This is a genomic window from Nocardia sp. NPDC060255, from assembly GCF_042727395.1.
In the GTDB taxonomy this organism is placed as follows: domain Bacteria; phylum Actinomycetota; class Actinomycetes; order Mycobacteriales; family Mycobacteriaceae; genus Nocardia.
Genome location: NZ_JBHXAU010000004.1, coordinates 331032 through 348976, shown reverse-complemented (window position 1 = coordinate 348976; position 17945 = coordinate 331032). Strand labels below are relative to the sequence as shown.

Sequence of the window (17945 nt, the reverse complement as noted above, 5' to 3'; positions counted from 1 at the left end):
TGGCTACCATGAGTGAGCCGCGCCACTCCTGGCGCGCCGACCCGTTCGGGTCTCGAACCGCCCGCGTGCGGACGCCGTGAGGCGCGGTTCATTGCATGGATATCGGGAACAGGGATATGACGACAGACATCGGCTATTCGCACAAATCGGGCAAAACGGTCTATACGGTGCCGGAGGCGTTCCAGGAGACCGTGACGATCCGGCCGGAGCAGGTCGCGTTGCGGACCGTCGGCGGGACCCAGCAGATCACCTGGCGGCAGTTCGGTGAGCGGGTGCGCGCGATCGCGGCGGGCCTGGCCGAGCTCGGGGTCGGGCGCGGCGACACCGTCGGCATCATGCTCACCAACCGGCCCGAATTCAACCTGGTCGACACCGCCGCGCTGCACCTGGGCGCCACCCCGTTCTCGATCTACAACACCAGCTCATCGGAGCAGATCACCCACTTGTTCACCAACGCGGCGAACAAAGTCGTTGTGACAGAACAGGTTTTCCTGGACAAGGTCACCGGCGCGGGTGTCGAGCTCGCGCACATCATCCTGGTCGACGGACCGGCCGCGGGCACCAGCACCCTGGCCGAGATCGAGGCGAACCCGGCCGCCGGCTTCGATTTCGAGGCGGCCTGGCGCGCGGTCCAGCCCGACGATCTGGCCACGCTGATCTACACCTCGGGCACCACCGGCCCGTCCAAGGGCGTCGAGGTCACCCACCGCAACGTGCTCGCCCAGGTGATCGCGCTGGTGAACGGCCCGCTGCCGGTCGGCTTCGATGATCGCGCCGTGTCCTATCTGCCCGCCGCGCACGTCGCCGACCGCATCTCCTGCCACGCCATGAACCTGACCACCGGCGTCCAGGTGACCACCGTGCCGGACCCGCGCGAGGTCGCCGCCGCGCTGCCCGACGCCCGCCCGACCACCTTCTTCGGTGTGCCGCGGGTGTGGCAGAAGATCAAGGTCGGCATCGAGGGCAAGCTCGCCGCCGAACCGAGCGGCCTGAAGAAGTCACTCGCCAACTGGGCCATCGAGACCGGAATGGCCGCGGCCCGAGCCGATCTCGCGGGCCGCGGCCGTGGCCCGATCCTCGCGGTGCAGCACAAAGTGGCCGACGCGCTGGTGCTGTCGAAGCTGCGGCAGGCCATGGGACTGGACGAACTGTCGGTGCCCGCCTCCGGTGCCGCGCCGATCCCGGCGGAGACCCTGGAGTACTTCCTCGGCCTCGGCTTCCCGATGAGCGAGGTGTGGGGCATGTCGGAGACCACCGGCGTCGGCACCTTCACCGAGAAGACCAAGCCGCGCCCCGGCTCGGTCGGCCGCCCGGTCGACGGCATGGAACTGCGCTTGGACGCCGACGGTGAGGTGCTGGTGCGCGGGCCCATCGTGACCCGCGGCTACCGCAACATGCCGGAGCGGACGGCCGAGGCGATCGACGACGACGGCTGGCTGCACACCGGCGACATCGGCACCCTCGACCCCGACGGCTACCTGCGCATCGTGGACCGCAAGAAGGAACTGATCATCAGCGAGGCGGGCAAGAACATCGCGCCGAGCAATGTCGAGAACGCGGTGAAGGCCGTCTCCTCGCTGGTCGGTCAGGTCGTCGCGGTCGGCGACGCCAAGCCCTACATCGCCGCGCTGATCGTGCTCGACCCCGACGTCGCGGCCTTGCGCGCCAAGGAGTTCGACGCCACCGACGCCGAGGTGGCGACGCTGGCGACCCGCCAGGAGATCGTCGACGAGGTGCTCGCCGCGGTGCAGGCGGGCAACGTCAAGCTGTCGCGGGTGGAGCAGATCAAGCGCTTCACCATCGTCGGCGCGATCTGGGAGCCCGGCGGCGACGAACTCACACCGAAGATGTCCCTCAAACGCAGCCCGATAGCCGCCAAGTACGCCGCCGAGATCGCGTCCCTCTACGCAAAAGAACCGTCCCCCACAGTTATCAACGTCAAATAACGACCAAAGGCGCCCTTCAACCCGTCCTAGCGGTTGAAGGGCGCCTTCAGTCTGCAAGCCCGAATCGAGTGAAGGGCACCTTCGGTCGGTCTGGCGTGCTCGAGGTGGCCTTCGGTCGGGGTGAGTTTACTTCTGCTCGTAGGTGCCCACGATGGTCGCGCGGGCGATGGCGTGTGAGAACAGGTTGAAGCCGAGGTAGGCGGGCGTGGCGGAGCCGTCGAGACCGAGGCTTTCCACGTCCACCGCGTGCACCACGATGAAGTAGCGGTGGTAGCCGTGTCCGGGCGGCGGTGCCGCACCGACGAATCCGGCGAACCCGCCGTCGTTGCGCAACGAGATCGCGCCGGTCGGCAGCGCCCCGCCCTCTTCGCCGCTGCCCGCGCCGCTGGGCAGCGAGGTGACGCCGAGCGGGATATCGGCGACCGCCCAGTGCCAGAACCCGGCCGCCGTCGGCGCGTCCGGGTCGTACACGGTTACCGTGAAACTCTTTGTCTCCGCAGGGAATCCGGACCAGGACAACTGCGGCGAGAGGTCCTTGCCGCCCGCGCCGAACACGCCGCTGACCTGATCGTTGCCGAGCGGCTGACCGTCGGTGACATCCGCGGAGGTCAGCGTGAACGACGGCAACTGCGGCAGCGCCTCGTAGGGATTGAAGGAGTAGTCGGGCACGGATTGTCCTTTCGTCAGCTGTTCAGCAGGAAGTGTTCCAGCACCCGGGTGCCGAATTCGAGCGCCTCCACCGGAACTCGTTCGTCGACACCGTGGAACAGTGCGGTGAAGTCGAGCTCCGGCGGCAACCGCAGCGGCGCGAAGCCGAAGCTGCGAATACCCAAGCGGGCGAACGCCTTCGCGTCGGTGCCGCCCGAAAGCATGTAGGGCACAGTACGACCCTGCGGATCGTGCGCGAGGATGGCGTCGTTCATCGCGTCGACCAGGTGACCGTCGAATGTTGTTTCGTACGAGTCGAGTTTGGTGATCCACTCACGTTCGACGTCCGGGCCGATCAGCTCGTCCACCTCACGCTCGAACGCGGCCTGGCGCCCCGGCACCACGCGGCAGTCGATCACGGCCTCCGCGGTCTGCGGGATCACGTTCGCCTTGTACCCGGCCTGCAGCATGGTCGGGTTCGCCGTATCACGCAGTGTCGCACCGATGATCCGGGAGATGGTGCCCAGCTTGGCCAGCTGGCCCTCGATGTCGGGACTGGCCGGATCGAACTCCAGCCCGGTCTCCTCGGCCACGGCGGCCAGGAACTCGGTCACGGAGTCCGACATCACCACAGGGAAGGTGTGTTTGCCCAGCCGCGCGACCGCGGCGGCCAGAATGGTGACCGCGTTGTCCTCGTGCAGGAACGAGCCGTGACCCGCACGGGCCTTGGCGCGCAACCGCATCCAGCCGAGCCCCTTCTCGGCCGTCTCCACCAGGTACAGCCTGCGCTCGGTGCCGTCCGGCCGGGGCACGGTCAGCGAGAAGCCGCCGACCTCACCGACCGCCTCGGTGATCCCTTCGAACAGGTCGGGCCGGTTGTCCACCAGCCACTGCGAGCCCCACTTGCCGCCGTTCTCCTCGTCGGCCAGGAAGGCGAACACGATATCGCGCGGCGGCACCGTCCCCTCGAGCTTGAACTGACGGGCGATCGCCAGCATCATGCCGACCATGTCCTTCATATCGATGGCGCCGCGCCCCCACACGTAACCATCGCGCACCGCACCCGAGAACGGGTGCACACTCCAGTCGGCGGCCTCGGCAGGGACCACATCGAGGTGCCCGTGCATCATCAGCGCGCCCCGGCTGGAGTCGGCACCCTGCAGCCGCGCGAACACATTCCCGCGCCCCGGCGCGCCCGACTCCACGTACTCCGTCGTATATCCGGCTTGGTGCAGTTGTTCGGCCACCCATTCCGCGCATTCGCGCTCCCCCTTGGTGGTTGCCAGCTCGCCGGTGTTGGAGGTATCGAACCGGATCAGCGCGCTGACCAGGTCTACCACCTCGTCGACCGCGCGAGAGCTGCTGTTGGGGACTGATCCTTCGACAGTTGTGGACACGTACCCTTTCCTACCACCTGTCCCGGCCCGCGCCGTCCACTCCCTCCCGCCGCGCCAGCGCGGCGCCACCGGGACGACACAGCGTACGGTGCCGATCGCCGGGTCCACAGGGGTCAGCATCATGCTGATCGGAACGCCCAGCCTTCAGCCGCCAGCTCGACTATGCGGGAGCCGAGACCGATTCGGTCCCAACGGAGTACCGGATCATGAAGGGTCGAAGGCGAGTTTCAGTCCGAGCGCCAGCAGGACAGAGCCGGTGACGCCTTCCATCCACCGTTTCACCGAGCGCCGATCGAGCCACGCCCTGGCGAACCGGACACCGCCGATCAGCGCCGTGCACCACAGCAGACCCTCGACGAAATGCACCAGCGTCAGCGCCGTGCCCATCAGCAGATGCGGCGCCTGCGGCGGGATGAACTGCGGCAGCATGGCGATATAGAAGACACCGACCTTGGGGTTGAGCAGATTCGACGTCGCGCCGCGCACCCACGCCCGCAGCACACTGCCGTCCGGCACCGTCGCCTCGGCGACCTGGCTGCCACCGGACCGCCATAGCGTCACCAAGCTGGCGACGCCGAGCCAGACCAGATAGATCGCGCCCGCGATCCGCAACACCGTGTAGGCAACCTGCGAGGTGGTCAGCAACATCGACAGCCCACACGTGGCCGCGATCCCCCACACCAGCAACCCACTGCCCACCCCGAGCGCGGTCGCGAACGCAATGCGCGTGCCCCGGACAATCGCGGAACGCAGCACCAGCGCGGTATCCAAACCCGGAACAATAGTCAGCAACCCTGCAACAACGGCGAACGACACCAACGCTGTCCATACACTCACCCGCCCCATCTAACTACCACGCAGCACCTTCCACCAGACTCCGCAGCCGAAAACCGGTGGCGCAACGAACGATTGGTTGGCACAGTCGAGGAGTGCCCGATACCGATGTCTTGATCGTCGGCGGCGGACCCACGGGTCTCCTGTTGGCGAATGAACTAGGTCTTGCCGGGGTGCGCGCCCTCGTGGTGGAGCGCGACCTCACTCGAAGCCGCCAGTCCAAAGCGCTCAATCTGCAGCCGCGGTCGGCGGAAATCCTGGATTGGCGCGGCTGGCTCAGCCTGATGGACGAGTATGTCTTCGCCAAGCTGCCATGGGGCCATTTCGCCGGTATCCCACTGAATTACGGCGAGCTGGACAGCCGGTTCCCCCTGCAGACCGCCATTGTCCAGGCCGATGTGGAACGCGCACTGGAGGGCAATCTCGCCGACTTCGGTATCACGCGCCGCCGCGGCCACGAGCTGGTCCGTATCGACTCCGGACTCGCACCGGGCGACGAACAGGTCAGCGCGATCGTCGCCACCTCGGACGGCGAGCAGCGGATCACCGCGCACTACCTCGTCGGTGCCGACGGTGGCCGCAGCACCGTGCGCAAGCTGACCGGCGTCGGGTTCCCCGGCCGCGAAGGGCATCTGCCTGCCACGGTCTGCGACGTCACGCTGACCCGGAAACCGGCCGGACTCGCCGAACGCTGGTCGATACCCGAATTCGACCCCGCCCGTGCCGATTTCGCGTTCCTGCTGGCACTGCCCGACGGGCTGTACCGGTTCGTGTTCGGCGGTCCGGATCAGGCGGGCATCGACCGGGACGCCGCGCTCACCGCCGAGGAGGTGCAGCATGCGCTGACCCGCACCTACGGCTCGGAGATCGAACTCGGCGAGCTGCGCGCCGGCTCCCGGTTCACCGATTCCGCCCGCCAGGCCACCGAATACCGCACGGGCCGAGTATTTCTCGCCGGTGACGCGGCGCACATCCACGCGCCACTCGGCGGGCAGGGCATGAGCCTCGGCCTGCAAGACGCGTTCAATCTCGGCTGGAAACTGGCCGCCGGCATCAACGGCTGGGCGCCGCCGCAGCTGCTCGACACCTATCACGCGGAACGGCACCCGGTGGCGGCCGCGGTACTGGCCAACACCCAGGTGCAAAGCGTCCTGACCACAGCGCATCCGGACGCGCTCGCGATCCGGGCGATGATGATCAGGATGCTGCACCTCCCCGAGGCGAATCGTCAGGTGGCCGAGGACATTTCCGGTCTCGGCATTCGTTACGACCTCGGTCCTGGCCTCGGCCATCGGATGCCGGATCTCGACCTCGGCGACGGCACCCGGCTCGCCGAGCACGCGCGCGACGGGTCGGGACTACTGCTGGACGGCAGCCCCGACCGCCGGTTCACCGCGATCGCCGACGACTGGAAGGGCCGGGTCCGTTGTGTCGCTGTCGATCCCGGCGCAGTGGCCGCGCCCGCGGTGCTCGTCCGGCCGGACGGGTATGTCTGTGCCGCGAGCGACGCCCCCGCGACGATCTCGGCGGCACTGATGTTCTGGTTCGGCACGCCGGAGTAACCGGCGCGCTTGTCAGCGGTTGAGGTGCTCCTGCACAGCGGTGTGCATGCGGCCGAGCATGTCCTCGAGGACCGGACGGTAGGTCGCGAAGTTCAATCGCGCGAATCCCGCTCCGCCGGGCCCGAAGTCGGGCCCGGGCAGCAGCCGGACCTTGGCATGCTCCAGGAAGAACGCCGCCGGATCCTGGCCGAGGTCGAGTGCACGGCAGTCGAGCCAAGCCAAGTAGCTCGCTTCGGGCCGCTGGAAACGGATTTCGGGCGGCAGCGACTCGGCGACAAAGTCACGGTTGCCGGTCAGCCGCTGCCGGGTCTGCGCCAACCACGCGGCACCGTCTTGCCACGCGGTGCAGGTCGCGAGCACGCTCAGCGCGCTGACCTGGCCGTATATCAGAGGTGGCTGCGCGGCCAAGGCCGCACGGACCCGACTGTCACCGACATGGGCGACGCAGCAGCGCAGGCCCGCCAGATTGAAGGCCTTGCTCGCGGAGTTGAGTGTGACTGTGCGCCCGGCGATTTCCGGGCCGAGCGTGGCGATCGGGATGTGCCGGCGCCGCTCGTGCGTGAGCTCGGCATGGATTTCGTCGGAGATCACGAAAAGGTCGTGCCTACAGGCGATTTCCGCGATCGCGGACAGTTCATCGCGGTCGAACATGTGCCCGGTCGGGTTGTTCGGGTTCACCAGAATCACCGCGCGGCAATCGTTGCGGCGCACGTCCTCGGCCATCCGATCGGCATCGAAGGTCCAGCCCTGCTCCCCCGCGATCATCGGGATAGGCACCAGTCGCCGTCCCATCACCTCGATGGTCTGCAGGAACGGCGGGTAAGCGGGCGTGTGCACGGCGATCGCGTCGCCCGGCTTCGTCATCAGCTGCAGCACGATCTGCAGTACCTGAATGAGCTCGGTGAAGACGTACACGTCGTCGGGGTCGAGCGTGAAGTCATACCGTTCGCGCATGCGATCCGCGAACGCCTCCTGCACCGGATGGCGATCGGGCCGGTCCTCCCATGCCGGGTAGCCGAGGTCACCGTCGGCGGCTCGCCGCAACGCCGCGCGCACCGGGTCCGGCACCGGAAAGTCCATGTCCGCGATCCAGCCGGGCAGCACGTCCGCCCCGGCTCGCGCCCACTTGATGCCCACCCGCTGCCGGAGCATCTCGATATCGACAAGATCGTTCATGAGCTGAACCATAGAAGGAAGGCCGTCGAATGCGATTGACAGTTCTCCCGCTTCCACGCAAGGTTCTTGCGTGAGCGTCCTACCGTTAGATGACATCGACCACCGGCTGCTGGAGCTCGTGCAGGTCGATGCGACCCAACCCCTGCACGAGCTCGGCGATCGAGTCGGCCTGTCCCCCAGCGCGGTTCAGCGCAGACTCACCAGGCTGCGCACCGGCGGGGTGATCACGGCGGAGGTCGCCGTCATCGATCCGCGCACTGTCGGCATGGGACTGACCACCGTGGTGCTCGTCGAGCTGACCCAGGACAGCACCGACCATTACCTCGCCTTCTGCGACCGCATGCTCGCCGAACCCGCCGTTCAGCAGTGTTATTCCGTTGTGGGCCAATGGGATTACGTCGTAGTGATGATCACCGAAGACCTCGCCGCCTACCGGCACCTGTCGAACGAGCTGTTCGTCGGCGACAAGTCCGTGCACCGGTACGAGACGCTGCCCACCTACGAACGAGTCAAAGCCCAACTCGCCGTACCGTTGTCGCCGTCGCGCCAAGAGACCAAACCGTAATGGGCTTCACAGGAACTGCACGGCAAACTGTTGCCGACGGCACGGATAAGCGCGGTTTACTGGAATAGTGCCGATCGGCACGCACAACGGTCCCGCCAAGGAGGTCAGGCCATGTGCTCGGCACCTGTCACCGACGGCCCCGGCCCCGAAGTGGTCCGGCTCACCGGCACCACCTGGGAGTCGTTGAGCAGACGCGGTTCTCGCTCACTGAACGCCGATGCCGCAGCGGCCGTGACCGATCCGGGCACCGGGCGCACCGCGTTCGTCGTGGCCGACGGCATCGGCGATCACCTGGCCGCCGCGCGGGCCTCGCGCACCGCCGCGGAGGTCGCCGCACGCATCGGCGCCCGCGACGGCGCGCACGCGGGAATCCTTGCCGCCCAAGCCGAATTGCTCCGCCAGTTCCCGCAATCCGAAGCGGACAGCGTCCTGGTGGTGGCGGTGCTGCCGTCCGCGGGCCGGCCCGACGGACCGGGCGATATCGCCTGGGTCGGCGACTGCCGCGCCTACCGCTGGAACGGGCGCGTGCTGCACCAGATCACCACCGACCACACCGTCGCCGAATACTGGCGCGCCCGCGGCCTCGGCCCGCCGCCCCGCCTGGACCACATCGTCTTCACCTCGGCCCGCACCGTGCGCCCCGCCGACATCGGCACCGCGACCACCGGCTCCAGCACCGGCAGGCTGCTGCTGAGCACCGACGGCGTGCACAAGCGCCTCGACATGGCGACGATCAAGGCGATCCTGGCCGAGGAGAAATCGCCGGCAATCGCGGTCGACACCCTGGTGGACGGCGCCCTGCGCGCGGGCGGAACGGACAACACCACCGCCCTGGTCGCCGACTGCCGCCCGATTACCTGATCGGCTGACGAACCGGTAGTCACCCACCTCCCTCAAAGCCAGGTCCGGCCCTAGTTCCTCGAAATAGATCGACTGAGAACTAGTATTTGCTGCAAATTCGCTCCGGTCATACACTGATGATCACATTTCGGTAACGTCGCCAACTTTGGGCGGGTGACCAGGGCTAACCTTCGACGGTTGCTGTTCTAATATTCCAATGCCGGGGTTGCCTCGGCCGCTCAACCATGCACTCGGATATCAGTTGTATCGACTTTGCCCGGGAAAGTGGAGCGAGATGCAGGAATTAATCGTCGGGATCTGTGCCGCGGTGATCGCGATGGGGGTTTTGTTTGTCGGGGACCGGGTTCGCCCGAAATCGTGGCGGCAGAACAGTGACGAATCGTCCAGTCACCTCGCGCTCGACCTGGCCAAGACCATCTTCACGGCGGTACTCGCCTTCGTCTTCGTGGCCTGCTGGAACCAGAACCAGAACGCGTACAACCACACCATCACCGAGTCCAAGGGGCTGGTCGATACCTACCTGGCCATCCACACCATGCCGGGACCGGACCAGCAGCGGATTCAGGAAAAGGTGCGGGCCTACACCGACGGGGTCCTCAAAGACGAGTGGCCGGTCATGGAGCGCGAGAGCCGCCTCAACGAGGCCACCGGCAAGCTGCTCGATGACCTGCGCAACACCGTGGTAGCGATCCGGTCGCAGGATCCGGCGGTCGTCGAGGCGCGATCCCGGGCACTGGCCGGCATCGACCGCGTGACCCAGGCACGCCATGATCGCGCCATCGACGCGGCCCGCGCGGTCCCCCAATTCCTGTACATAGCATTGTGTTTCGGTGCGGTCCTGGTGTTACTGAACCCGGTGCTGACCGGCATGCTGGTCACCCGGCGCAGCATCGCGATGACCGCGCTGCTCGGCATCGTGATCGGCTCGTCCCTGCTGGCCATCCACGACCTGGAACGGCCGTTCTCCGGCGCGCTCGGCATTCCGATAGACGCGTTCACCTACGCCCAGTCGCAGTACGAGCAGAGCAATTCCGGACCGGTCACCCACAACGAATGAAACTTCCGCGGATGAAGGTGGGCGGCGTCGCGCCGCGAATGGCCAGGGGCGCACGCGGGTTGGTTGTCGTGAGCGCGTTCGTTCCGGCGGCCCTGTTATTCGGCGGCCGGTCCGCCGCCGAAGTGGTCCCGGATCCGCCCGCCGCAGCCGATGTCACGACCGAGCGCACGGCCGATGCGCCGAATACAGCGCAGCCGAGCGTCTCGCCCGAAGGTGAAGCACCGCAAGATGTTCCGGCCGGGAAAACGTCCCCGCTCGGCATTCCGTACGGCAAGGCACCCTCGACGGACATCCCGGCGGGAAACACGCCTGCGCCGGATCCTGCGACCGGGAACCCGCCTCGCTCGGACATCCCCGCCGGCGACACACCTCGATCAGATGTCCCGCCGCCATCAGACGTCCCGGCGGCAAACCCGCCAGCCGAAGGCGCGGCCGCACCGGACGTCTCCACCGGAAGCGCGGCGCCGCAAGACGTCTCGACCGGCAGCACCACGCCGGACGCGGCGACCGGCAGCGCATCCGAAGGCGGCCCGCTGTCACTGGACCCGCCGAAACCACCCGCCAGCGGCAGGCTCGACATCGGCAGCGCCACCGACGACGAGATGGGCGAAACTCCCACAGCCGCAACACAAGCCGCCGTCGGCCCCGCAGCATTCGGTCTCGACAGCGGCAGCGTCGACACCGCCTGCGCGGGCAGCGCGGTGGCGGGCGGTGCGCTCCTGTTCCTCGGCTCCGCCGCGGGCTCCGGCCTGATCGGTCCGGGCATGCTGGCCCCACCCTGGTGGGCCGTCGTCGGCTCGGCGGGATCGGTGGTGATCCCGCCCGGTTTCGGCTCGAGCGGCTCCGCCCTCGGCAGCGCCGCCGTCGGCAGCGCGGTCACCGGCAGCGCGGTACTGACCTGCCTCCTCGCACTGTCCACCGTCCCTACCCCGCCCGTCCCCACCTTCCCACTCCTGATCCCGCCATCAATACTGGGCTCACCGGCCTTCCCCTTCCTGCCGGTGGCCGCACCCATCGCCGAGGCCGACGCCGAATCGGCCACCGTGCCAGGAAGATTCGTTGTCGCGGCAGCGCCGTCCGCCGCCGCCGATGACGATGCGGCCGCCTCAGCCGCCGACACCGTCGGCTTCAACACCCTCGAAGTCGTCACCCTGATGGTCTTGCTCATCATCCTCGGCTACCAAGGCGCGACGGAAGCGACCAAGAAGCGACCGCCGCGCCCGTAGCGGCTAGACCGCCGGTTCGTGCGCGGCGGCGGCCATGGCGGCGCCGGTGAGTTCGACGGAACGCACTCGATCATCGATCTGCGCCGTCTGATGGGCCAGGATCAGTTCGTCGGCGTTGATTTCGGCCGCGAAATCCTCCAGGTACGCAACAACTTCGGCGGGCGTGCCGGCCGCGGTGTACTGGGTCATCGAGGCGAGTTGACGGCCGTTGGGCGAGGCGAGGAACGCGTCGATCTCCGCGTCGGTGTAGTCGACATCGGCGGCGCCGCGCTTGATGAACATCCGGGTCCGGGTGCGGTAGGAGATCGTCTTCTGCGCCAGCGCATCCTCGCGGTCCGCCGCGGCGAACACATTCACTCCGGCCATCACGTACGGCTCGGCCAGCTGCTCCGACGGACGGAAGCTGTCGCGGTAGACGGCGACCGCCTGGTGCAGCGCGTCCGGCGCGAAGTGCGACGCGAAGGCATACGGCAGGCCGAGCTGCGCGGCGAGCTGGGCGCCGAACAGCGAAGAGCCCAGGATGTACAGCGGCACAACCCCTTCCGCCCGCGGCACCGCCTGCACGCCGGATATCCGCGAGTGCCCCGACAGGTACCCCTGCAGCTCGAGCACGTCCTGCGGGAACGAGTCCGCCGAGGACGGATTGCGGCGCAACGCGAGCATCGTCTTCTGGTCACTGCCCGGCGCTCGCCCCAGCCCCAGGTCGATGCGTCCGGGGAACAGCGTCTCCAGGGTGCCGAACTGTTCCGCGATCACCAGCGGCGAGTGGTTGGGCAGCATGATGCCGCCGGAGCCGAGCCGAATGCTGTCGGTGTGCGCCGCGATGTGCCCGATGAGCACGCTCGTCGCGCTCGACGCGATCGAGCCCATGTTGTGGTGCTCGGCGTACCAGACGCGGCGGTAGCCGGACCGTTCGGCGGCCTGCGCCAGGGCGACGCTGTTGTCGAAGCTATCGCGCGCGGACTGGCCGGGCGCGATCACCGCCAGATCGAGGATGGACAGAGCAGTCGACATAGGACGTCGCCTTTCGTAGGTCAGAGAACGCGATGCAGTTGTTCGGTGAAGGCGCGGATGCGCGCGTCGTCGCGGCGGTAGTAGATCCACTGCCCGCGCCGGGTGCCGGTGAGGAACCCCGCGCGCTGCAGGATCGCCAGATGCGCCGAGATGGTCGACGCCGAGGTCCCGGCCTTCTGCTGGATGAGACCGGCGCACACGCCGAGCTCAGCCGTCTCGCCCCGTGCGGGAAAGTGCACGTCCGGCTCCTTGAGCCACTCCAGGACGCGCAACCGAGTCTCGTTCGCCAGCGCTTTGCACTCTTCGAGCAACGTCCCACCACCCTTCGATATTTCGCTAATTAACGAACTTACGCCGCACTCGACAGCACCGGCACCATGACGCTGCTCACTCGCGCGAGGCGGCACCGCTCCGCGCCCGCCACCCAGCGGGCGGATCCTCGCCGACGAGCCCGTCCATGGACTCACGAAGCAGATCGGCGTGACCGGTATGCCTGCCGTACTCCTCGATCAAGTCGCACACCAAGCGACGCAGACTGAGCCGACGGCCGTCGGGCCATGACAAATGGACGAGTTGGTCGAGCCCACCGGCAGCCAAGGCGGCATCGAGCTTCGCCCGCGACCGCGCGACCGTGTCATCCCAGATCGCGTATAACTGTTCCGGACTGTCATCGACCGCCGACTCGAAGTCCCAGTCCGGCACCGCATCCCAGTCGACCGCGTCCCAGGGCGGCCCCATCGGCGCACCACTGAGTTTGGTGCTGAACATCTGCGCCTCAGCCCGCGCAAGATGCTTGAGCAGCCCACCAAGCGTCAGCGACGACACCCCGACCCGAGCCCGCAACCCCGCGGAGTCGAGACCGTCGGCCTTCCACCGAAACGTCGTACGCAACCGCTCGAGCGCACCCACAAGATGCTCGACCTCGCTACCGGCGACGGGCGGTTCCCACGGAGTGTCGCTCATGGATCAACCGTAAATGTCAGCACGCGACGGCCCTCGATCGACGCGTCATCACTCAGGTGATCGGCCACTCTCGGCTTGGTCGGGCGGCGCGAGGATCTTGCCGTCCACGTTCTTACGCGGCACCCCTTCGATCTCGGTGCAGAGCCCGAAAACTCTTGCGGGACTGGTCCATCCGTTGATCCGGCCACGGTTGTTGCCGATTTGCACCCCGCCCACCGGCAATCGCGGTGACGAGATGGAGATAGACAGTCCCCGACACTCTGGCGAGCACGATGTCGCCGACAGCCAGCTTCGCCGGATCGGCCGGCGCGATCGTCACCAACTGCCGACTACGAATCAACGGCACCATCGAGGAACCAGCGGGCCGGATCCGGACGGTGGCCCCACCGGCGACCCGCACGGCGACCGCATCCAAAGCGCCCATAACCGCAGTGTCGCGCTGAACGCAGTGTCCCGCAACCCATTTTGACCAGCAGGCGAAGCCCTCATCTCGTCGATCAGGCGGGCGGCCCGAGCGAGCCGCTGGACAATCCGATGTCATCGGCGGTCGGTACGGGATGGATTTCGGGTATGCCTGCGGGTTTGCGGCGCAGGCGGGCCGGGGGTGGCTCGTCTTGCCCTGCGATTGCCACAGCGTTGCCGCCTCGGCGCTTCGCCCGATACATCGCCGAATCGGAGCGGCGCAGCAGGCGGCGGTAGGTGGCGACGTCGTAGGAGCTGGTCGTGCCCTCGAGCACCGCGATGCCGACGCTGGCGGTGATCGGGAGCGGCAGGTCGGGCATGGTTTCGATCGCGCTGCGCAGCCGTTCACCGACGGCGGCGGCGTCTTCGCGCAGGCAGCCGACGATGACGAACTCCTCGCCGCCGGTGCGCGCGATCAGGGCGTCGGATTCGACCGCCTCGCGCAATCGCTGTGCGGTTCGCGTCAGTACCTCGTCACCGAACGGATGACCGAACGTGTCGTTCACGGCTTTGAATCGGTCCATGTCCAGCGTCGCGACGTAGGCCGACTCCTGACGGCAATGCACGATGTGCGAGGACAGGTAGGAGTCGAGGCCGCGCCGGTTCAACAGGCCGGTCAGCGGGTCGGATTGGGCGTCCGCCCGCAGCAGCCAGTGACAGAACTGCACGAAGGGCAGCATCACGCCGACCACGACCAGCATGACGAGGACGACCGCGAGACCGAGGGCGAGGTCTTGTGGTTGGCGGCTCGCATTGTCCTGCGTACTGCGCGTCGAATCGGCCAGGTCACCGCGGAACATCAGGAACGCCAGCACCACGCTCGTCAGCATGGTCCACCCGACCTGCAATGCCAGGACCCGCGGACTGTGGAAGACGGTCACGTATGCCCCGATGGCCGTCAGCAGCACGACTCCCAAAACTCCGACGACGCGATCGTGCACCAGCAAATCGTTGGCGGTGGTGTCGATATCGAATAGCACGATCCAGGCGATCGATTCGATTTCGCGCGGCCACGGCAGAAACCACCAGCGCAACGTCCACAATCCGGCGACGGCCGCCTCGACGGCGCCCTGCACCTGCCCGACCCACCCGGCCACGTCACCCTGCGCCACCGAGGCGAGCACCGCGATCAGCAGCATGACCAGCCCGCCGGCCCCGAGCATGAACTTGAATCGACCGAGCGCACCGTGCGATTCGAACGTCTCGACCAGACCGCGGTAATCGACCGGGTCGCGCCACCATCGTCGAAACATCGATCGGTCGTCGGTCAATGAATTACCGCCTTCGGTCGACAACGGACCGGGCATTCACCCGGAGGTCTCCAGCGTGGCGTGCAAATCGACAGTAAAACGGGTTTCAGGATCACGCAATGTGAGATCGGCACACTATCCAATACGGGACGAAACGCCTATCCTAGCGGTCCATTCGCCTGATTTGCGTGATCATTTCCGCCGCGCCCGATAGGCCGCAACGGCATTGCGGTTTCCGCAGGCGGTGCTGCAATAGCGGCGCGAGCGGTTGCGCGACAGGTCGAGCACGATGCCCTCGCACGCACTGTCGGCACACAGGGACAACCGGCTCAGCTCATCGCTGCGGATCAGATCGACCAGCGCGATCGCCGTCTCGACGGCGATCCGGACCGGCAGCGGCGCCGCCGTCGGCACCGCGTGGATGTGATAGTCGACGTCGCCGTGCCGGACGAGTTGCGGCACCGCGCGATGCTTCGCCAGGGTCTCGTTCACCAGCCGCACCGTCGTATCGCGGTCACTGGTCAGCATCCGGCGCAGCGGCGCGCGCAGCGCACGGACCGCCGCGAGCTCGGCGGCATCGCCCGCGTGCGAGCCGGTATAGACGTGCCTGTCGAAAAACGCTGCGAGCTGGTCGATTTCGGTCAGCGTATCCGGTTCCTCGGCCGAATTCACCAGCTCCACCGCAGCCACCAGCGACTCCTCCATGTCAGGAGCAAAGTTCATGTTGACATATTACAACGCCGCCCATAGCGTCATTACCCATGGCTACGATGACTCATGACAGTGCCGTTGCGCGGCAACTCAGATCCGGACTGACCCTCGCGATACTGTCCGCGTCATCGTTCGGGCTCTCCGGTTCGCTGGCCCGCGGCCTGATGAACGCGGGCTGGAGCGCCGCGTCGGTCGTCGCGGTGCGGGTACTGCTGGCCGCCGTCGTGGTCCTGCCGATCGCGCTGCGACAGCTGCGCGGCGATTGGCAGTTGTTGCGCCGCAACGCATCTCTGATCACCGCGTATGGCCTGGTCGCCGTCGCGGGTACGCAGCTGGCGTACTTCAACGCTGTCGCCCACATGGCGGTCGGGGTCGCACTGCTCATCGAGTACACCGCGCCGATCGCCGTGGTCGGCTGGCTATGGGTGCGCTACCGGGAACGTCCGGGAGCCGCGACGGTCGCCGGCGCCGCACTCGGGATCACCGGCCTCTTCCTGGTCATCGACCTGCGTTCCGGCGCGACCACCAGCTGGGTCGGCATCGCCTGGGCACTCGCCGCGATGGTCGGCGCCGCCGGATACTTCGTGCTCTCGGCACACGGCGACGGCACGCTGCCCGGCTCCGTCCTGGCCGCAGGCGGCCTCCTCATCGGCGGCCTCGCCCTCTTGGCCGCGGGCGCGGTCGGCATCGTCCCACTGCACGCGACGACAAACCCGATCGTCTTCCAGCACTTCACCGTCCCGTGGTGGCCCACGGTCCTGGTACTCGGCATCGTGACGGCCGCCCTCTCCTACGTCACCGGCATCGCCGCCACCCGCCTACTCGGCTCCCGGCTGGCCTCCTTCGTCGCCCTCTTCGAAGTACTCTCCGCACTCGTCTTCGCCTGGGCACTGCTCGGCGAGGCCCCCCGCGCCCTCCAATTACTAGGCGGCGCACTGATTCTCGTCGGCGTCATCGCCGTCCGACGCGGCGAGCCCGACACCGCGCCCGCCACACCGACCATCCCCACCGACCAAAGGCGCCCTTCAGCGGCCAACACCAACTGACCGCCCCCTTCGGTCCGTCGGCCACCCGCGAACCGGTATCGACCGAAGGCGACCTTCATTCGCTGAGACCGACTGAGGGGCGCCTTCGGTCGGGGTCAGGCGGGGCGAACGTCCGTTCCGGACGGCTCCTCGGCCGAACGAGCAGGCTTGGCCACCCTGCGGGCGCGTTGACCACGTGCGACCTCGGTCGCGAGAGCGTCGAGCGGCTGGGCGAACTGGGCCAGCGGGTCGACCAACCCGGCCAGCCACTGCTGGGCCATCTCTACACCCGCCGAGTCGAGGGCATAAAGCCGTCGAGTCCCGTCAGCACGGACGCTCACCAACCCGGCGTCGCGCAGCACCTTGAGATGCTGTGAGACGCCGGGTTGCGAGATCCGCGTATGTTGTTGCACAGCAGCCACAATCGCGCCCGCGGTCGGCTCGCCGGCCGCCACCAGTTCGAGGATGTAGCGACGAACCGGATCGCCGAGCGCCTCGAAGATCTTCTCCCGGGAAAGCGTCATCAGGACTGCGAGCTGTCCTCGGGTTCGACCGTGTAGAAGGTGATCGTGCGCTGCGCGGCCGCGTGCGCGGCGGCCGAATCGTCACCGTCGTCGATGGCCGCGTTCGCCCAGCCGAGGGCCGCCACCCGGACGAACTCGAGCCCCTCGGGCGTCGTGGGAAAGGCCAAGCCCTCGCCCGGGTCCACTGCCGCACCGCTGGCCAGGTGCAGGCCCAGCGCCATCAGTGACAGATCCCAGCCGGCGCCCACTGCGCCGGGACCGTACTGATCCCAGAATTCGGGCGCGACGGGCGCCTCGTGCGCCAACTCCAGCTGAGTGCCCTCATCGTCGGCGGTCAGGGTAACGGCCACCCACGACACCTGCGGGCCCATCTCCCAGGTGACGGCGAACAGTCGCGGCTCATCGCATTCCGTCACGACTCCGCCCGCATTGCCTTCGGTCTGGTACCGGCCGCCGACCTTCAGTTCGCCACTGACCGGCAGGAACCACCGCGGTATCCGCTCGGCGTTGGTCAGCGCGTCCCAGAGATCGGCCTGGTCGGTCGCATAGGTGCGCCGGGCGATCGCGATCCGGGTCGGCGCGCCGTCCCGGGACCCGGTGCGGACCTCGCGAACGACGAGCCCGGCGATCGCGGCAGGGTCGGTGAGCAGGGGCATGACATCCTCCTTCTATAAGTCTGAGCTTATAGTAACCGACTCCGGCAATGCGGCATAGAATGCCTTGT

Annotated in this window: 19 protein-coding genes; 7 read left to right on the top strand and 12 right to left on the bottom strand. The window is 67.6% G+C overall.

Annotation, left to right across the window (positions count from 1 at the left end; all coding sequences use genetic code 11):
- Positions 1-116 precede the first annotated feature (116 nt).
- On the top strand, positions 117-1946 hold the full coding sequence (locus tag ACFWF1_RS11715; RefSeq protein ID WP_379281744.1) for an AMP-dependent synthetase/ligase: 1830 nt from the start codon (positions 117-119) through the stop codon (positions 1944-1946).
- Positions 1947-2072: 126 nt separating this feature from the next.
- Here the strand turns inward: ACFWF1_RS11715 and ACFWF1_RS11710 are convergent, their stop codons facing one another.
- The 3 genes from ACFWF1_RS11710 to ACFWF1_RS11700 all read right to left on the bottom strand — a co-directional run bounded on the left by ACFWF1_RS11710 (position 2073) and on the right by ACFWF1_RS11700 (position 4828).
- Complete coding sequence (locus ACFWF1_RS11710) at positions 2073-2615, bottom strand: YbhB/YbcL family Raf kinase inhibitor-like protein (RefSeq protein ID WP_379281743.1); 543 nt, start codon at positions 2613-2615, stop codon at positions 2073-2075.
- A 14-nt stretch (positions 2616-2629) separates the two neighbouring features.
- Positions 2630-3991 carry a M20/M25/M40 family metallo-hydrolase gene (locus ACFWF1_RS11705; protein WP_379281742.1) on the bottom strand — a complete coding sequence of 454 codons (1362 nt, stop codon included), beginning with the start codon at positions 3989-3991 and terminating at the stop codon, positions 2630-2632.
- Positions 3992-4195: 204 nt separating this feature from the next.
- Positions 4196-4828, bottom strand: coding sequence for a LysE family translocator (locus tag ACFWF1_RS11700; protein WP_379281741.1), 633 nt, complete (start codon positions 4826-4828; stop codon positions 4196-4198).
- Positions 4829-4920: 92 nt separating this feature from the next.
- Between ACFWF1_RS11700 and ACFWF1_RS11695 the strand changes: the two genes are divergently transcribed.
- Positions 4921-6387 (top strand): FAD-dependent monooxygenase, encoded by a 1467-nt coding sequence (locus ACFWF1_RS11695; RefSeq protein WP_379281740.1) that lies wholly within the window; start codon positions 4921-4923, stop codon positions 6385-6387.
- 12 nt (positions 6388-6399) lie between these two features.
- On the opposite strand, the gene ACFWF1_RS11690 is transcribed toward ACFWF1_RS11695, so the two are convergent.
- The gene (locus ACFWF1_RS11690) at positions 6400-7563 is read right to left on the bottom strand and encodes a MalY/PatB family protein (protein ID WP_379281739.1); all 1164 of its coding nucleotides are present in this window, start codon (positions 7561-7563) and stop codon (positions 6400-6402) included.
- 70 nt (positions 7564-7633) lie between these two features.
- Between ACFWF1_RS11690 and ACFWF1_RS11685 the strand changes: the two genes are divergently transcribed.
- The 4 genes from ACFWF1_RS11685 (at position 7634) to ACFWF1_RS11670 (ending at position 11272) form a co-directional block, all read left to right on the top strand.
- On the top strand, positions 7634-8128 hold the full coding sequence (locus tag ACFWF1_RS11685) for an Lrp/AsnC family transcriptional regulator (RefSeq protein ID WP_379281738.1): 495 nt from the start codon (positions 7634-7636) through the stop codon (positions 8126-8128).
- Positions 8129-8239: 111 nt separating this feature from the next.
- Positions 8240-8989 carry a PP2C family protein-serine/threonine phosphatase gene (locus ACFWF1_RS11680; protein WP_379281737.1) on the top strand — a complete coding sequence of 250 codons (750 nt, stop codon included), beginning with the start codon at positions 8240-8242 and terminating at the stop codon, positions 8987-8989.
- 274 nt (positions 8990-9263) lie between these two features.
- Positions 9264-10046 (top strand): hypothetical protein, encoded by a 783-nt coding sequence (locus ACFWF1_RS11675; protein WP_379281736.1) that lies wholly within the window; start codon positions 9264-9266, stop codon positions 10044-10046.
- On the top strand, positions 10043-11272 hold the full coding sequence (locus tag ACFWF1_RS11670) for a hypothetical protein (RefSeq protein ID WP_379281735.1): 1230 nt from the start codon (positions 10043-10045) through the stop codon (positions 11270-11272). Before ACFWF1_RS11675 ends, ACFWF1_RS11670 begins: the two co-directional genes overlap by 4 nt.
- Positions 11273-11275: 3 nt before the next feature.
- Here the strand turns inward: ACFWF1_RS11670 and ACFWF1_RS11665 are convergent, their stop codons facing one another.
- The 6 genes from ACFWF1_RS11665 to ACFWF1_RS11640 all read right to left on the bottom strand — a co-directional run bounded on the left by ACFWF1_RS11665 (position 11276) and on the right by ACFWF1_RS11640 (position 15684).
- A complete protein-coding gene (locus ACFWF1_RS11665; protein WP_379281734.1) occupies positions 11276-12286 on the bottom strand; it encodes an LLM class flavin-dependent oxidoreductase in 1011 nt (336 codons plus the stop codon).
- A 20-nt stretch (positions 12287-12306) separates the two neighbouring features.
- Positions 12307-12558: an ArsR/SmtB family transcription factor gene (locus ACFWF1_RS11660; protein WP_379281733.1), complete on the bottom strand. Its 252-nt coding sequence runs from the start codon at positions 12556-12558 to the stop codon at positions 12307-12309.
- 115 nt (positions 12559-12673) lie between these two features.
- Positions 12674-13249, bottom strand: coding sequence for a DUF664 domain-containing protein (locus ACFWF1_RS11655; protein WP_379281732.1), 576 nt, complete (start codon positions 13247-13249; stop codon positions 12674-12676).
- A gap of 112 nt (positions 13250-13361) precedes the next feature.
- Positions 13362-13673, bottom strand: a complete 312-nt coding sequence (locus ACFWF1_RS11650; RefSeq protein ID WP_379281731.1) for a hypothetical protein — start codon at positions 13671-13673, stop codon at positions 13362-13364.
- A 73-nt stretch (positions 13674-13746) separates the two neighbouring features.
- On the bottom strand, positions 13747-14964 hold the full coding sequence (locus tag ACFWF1_RS11645) for a diguanylate cyclase domain-containing protein (RefSeq protein WP_379281730.1): 1218 nt from the start codon (positions 14962-14964) through the stop codon (positions 13747-13749).
- A gap of 189 nt (positions 14965-15153) precedes the next feature.
- Positions 15154-15684: a CGNR zinc finger domain-containing protein gene (locus tag ACFWF1_RS11640; protein ID WP_379281729.1), complete on the bottom strand. Its 531-nt coding sequence runs from the start codon at positions 15682-15684 to the stop codon at positions 15154-15156.
- Positions 15685-15722: 38 nt separating this feature from the next.
- Between ACFWF1_RS11640 and ACFWF1_RS11635 the strand changes: the two genes are divergently transcribed.
- Positions 15723-16718 carry a DMT family transporter gene (locus ACFWF1_RS11635; protein ID WP_379281728.1) on the top strand — a complete coding sequence of 332 codons (996 nt, stop codon included), beginning with the start codon at positions 15723-15725 and terminating at the stop codon, positions 16716-16718.
- Positions 16719-16813: 95 nt separating this feature from the next.
- On the opposite strand, the gene ACFWF1_RS11630 is transcribed toward ACFWF1_RS11635, so the two are convergent.
- Entirely contained in the window at positions 16814-17221 is a 408-nt protein-coding gene (locus ACFWF1_RS11630; RefSeq protein ID WP_379281727.1) for an ArsR/SmtB family transcription factor, read from the bottom strand.
- Positions 17221-17877 carry an SRPBCC family protein gene (locus ACFWF1_RS11625; protein WP_379281726.1) on the bottom strand — a complete coding sequence of 219 codons (657 nt, stop codon included), beginning with the start codon at positions 17875-17877 and terminating at the stop codon, positions 17221-17223. Before ACFWF1_RS11625 ends, ACFWF1_RS11630 begins: the two co-directional genes overlap by 1 nt.
- Between the last annotated feature and the right edge of the window lie 68 nt (positions 17878-17945).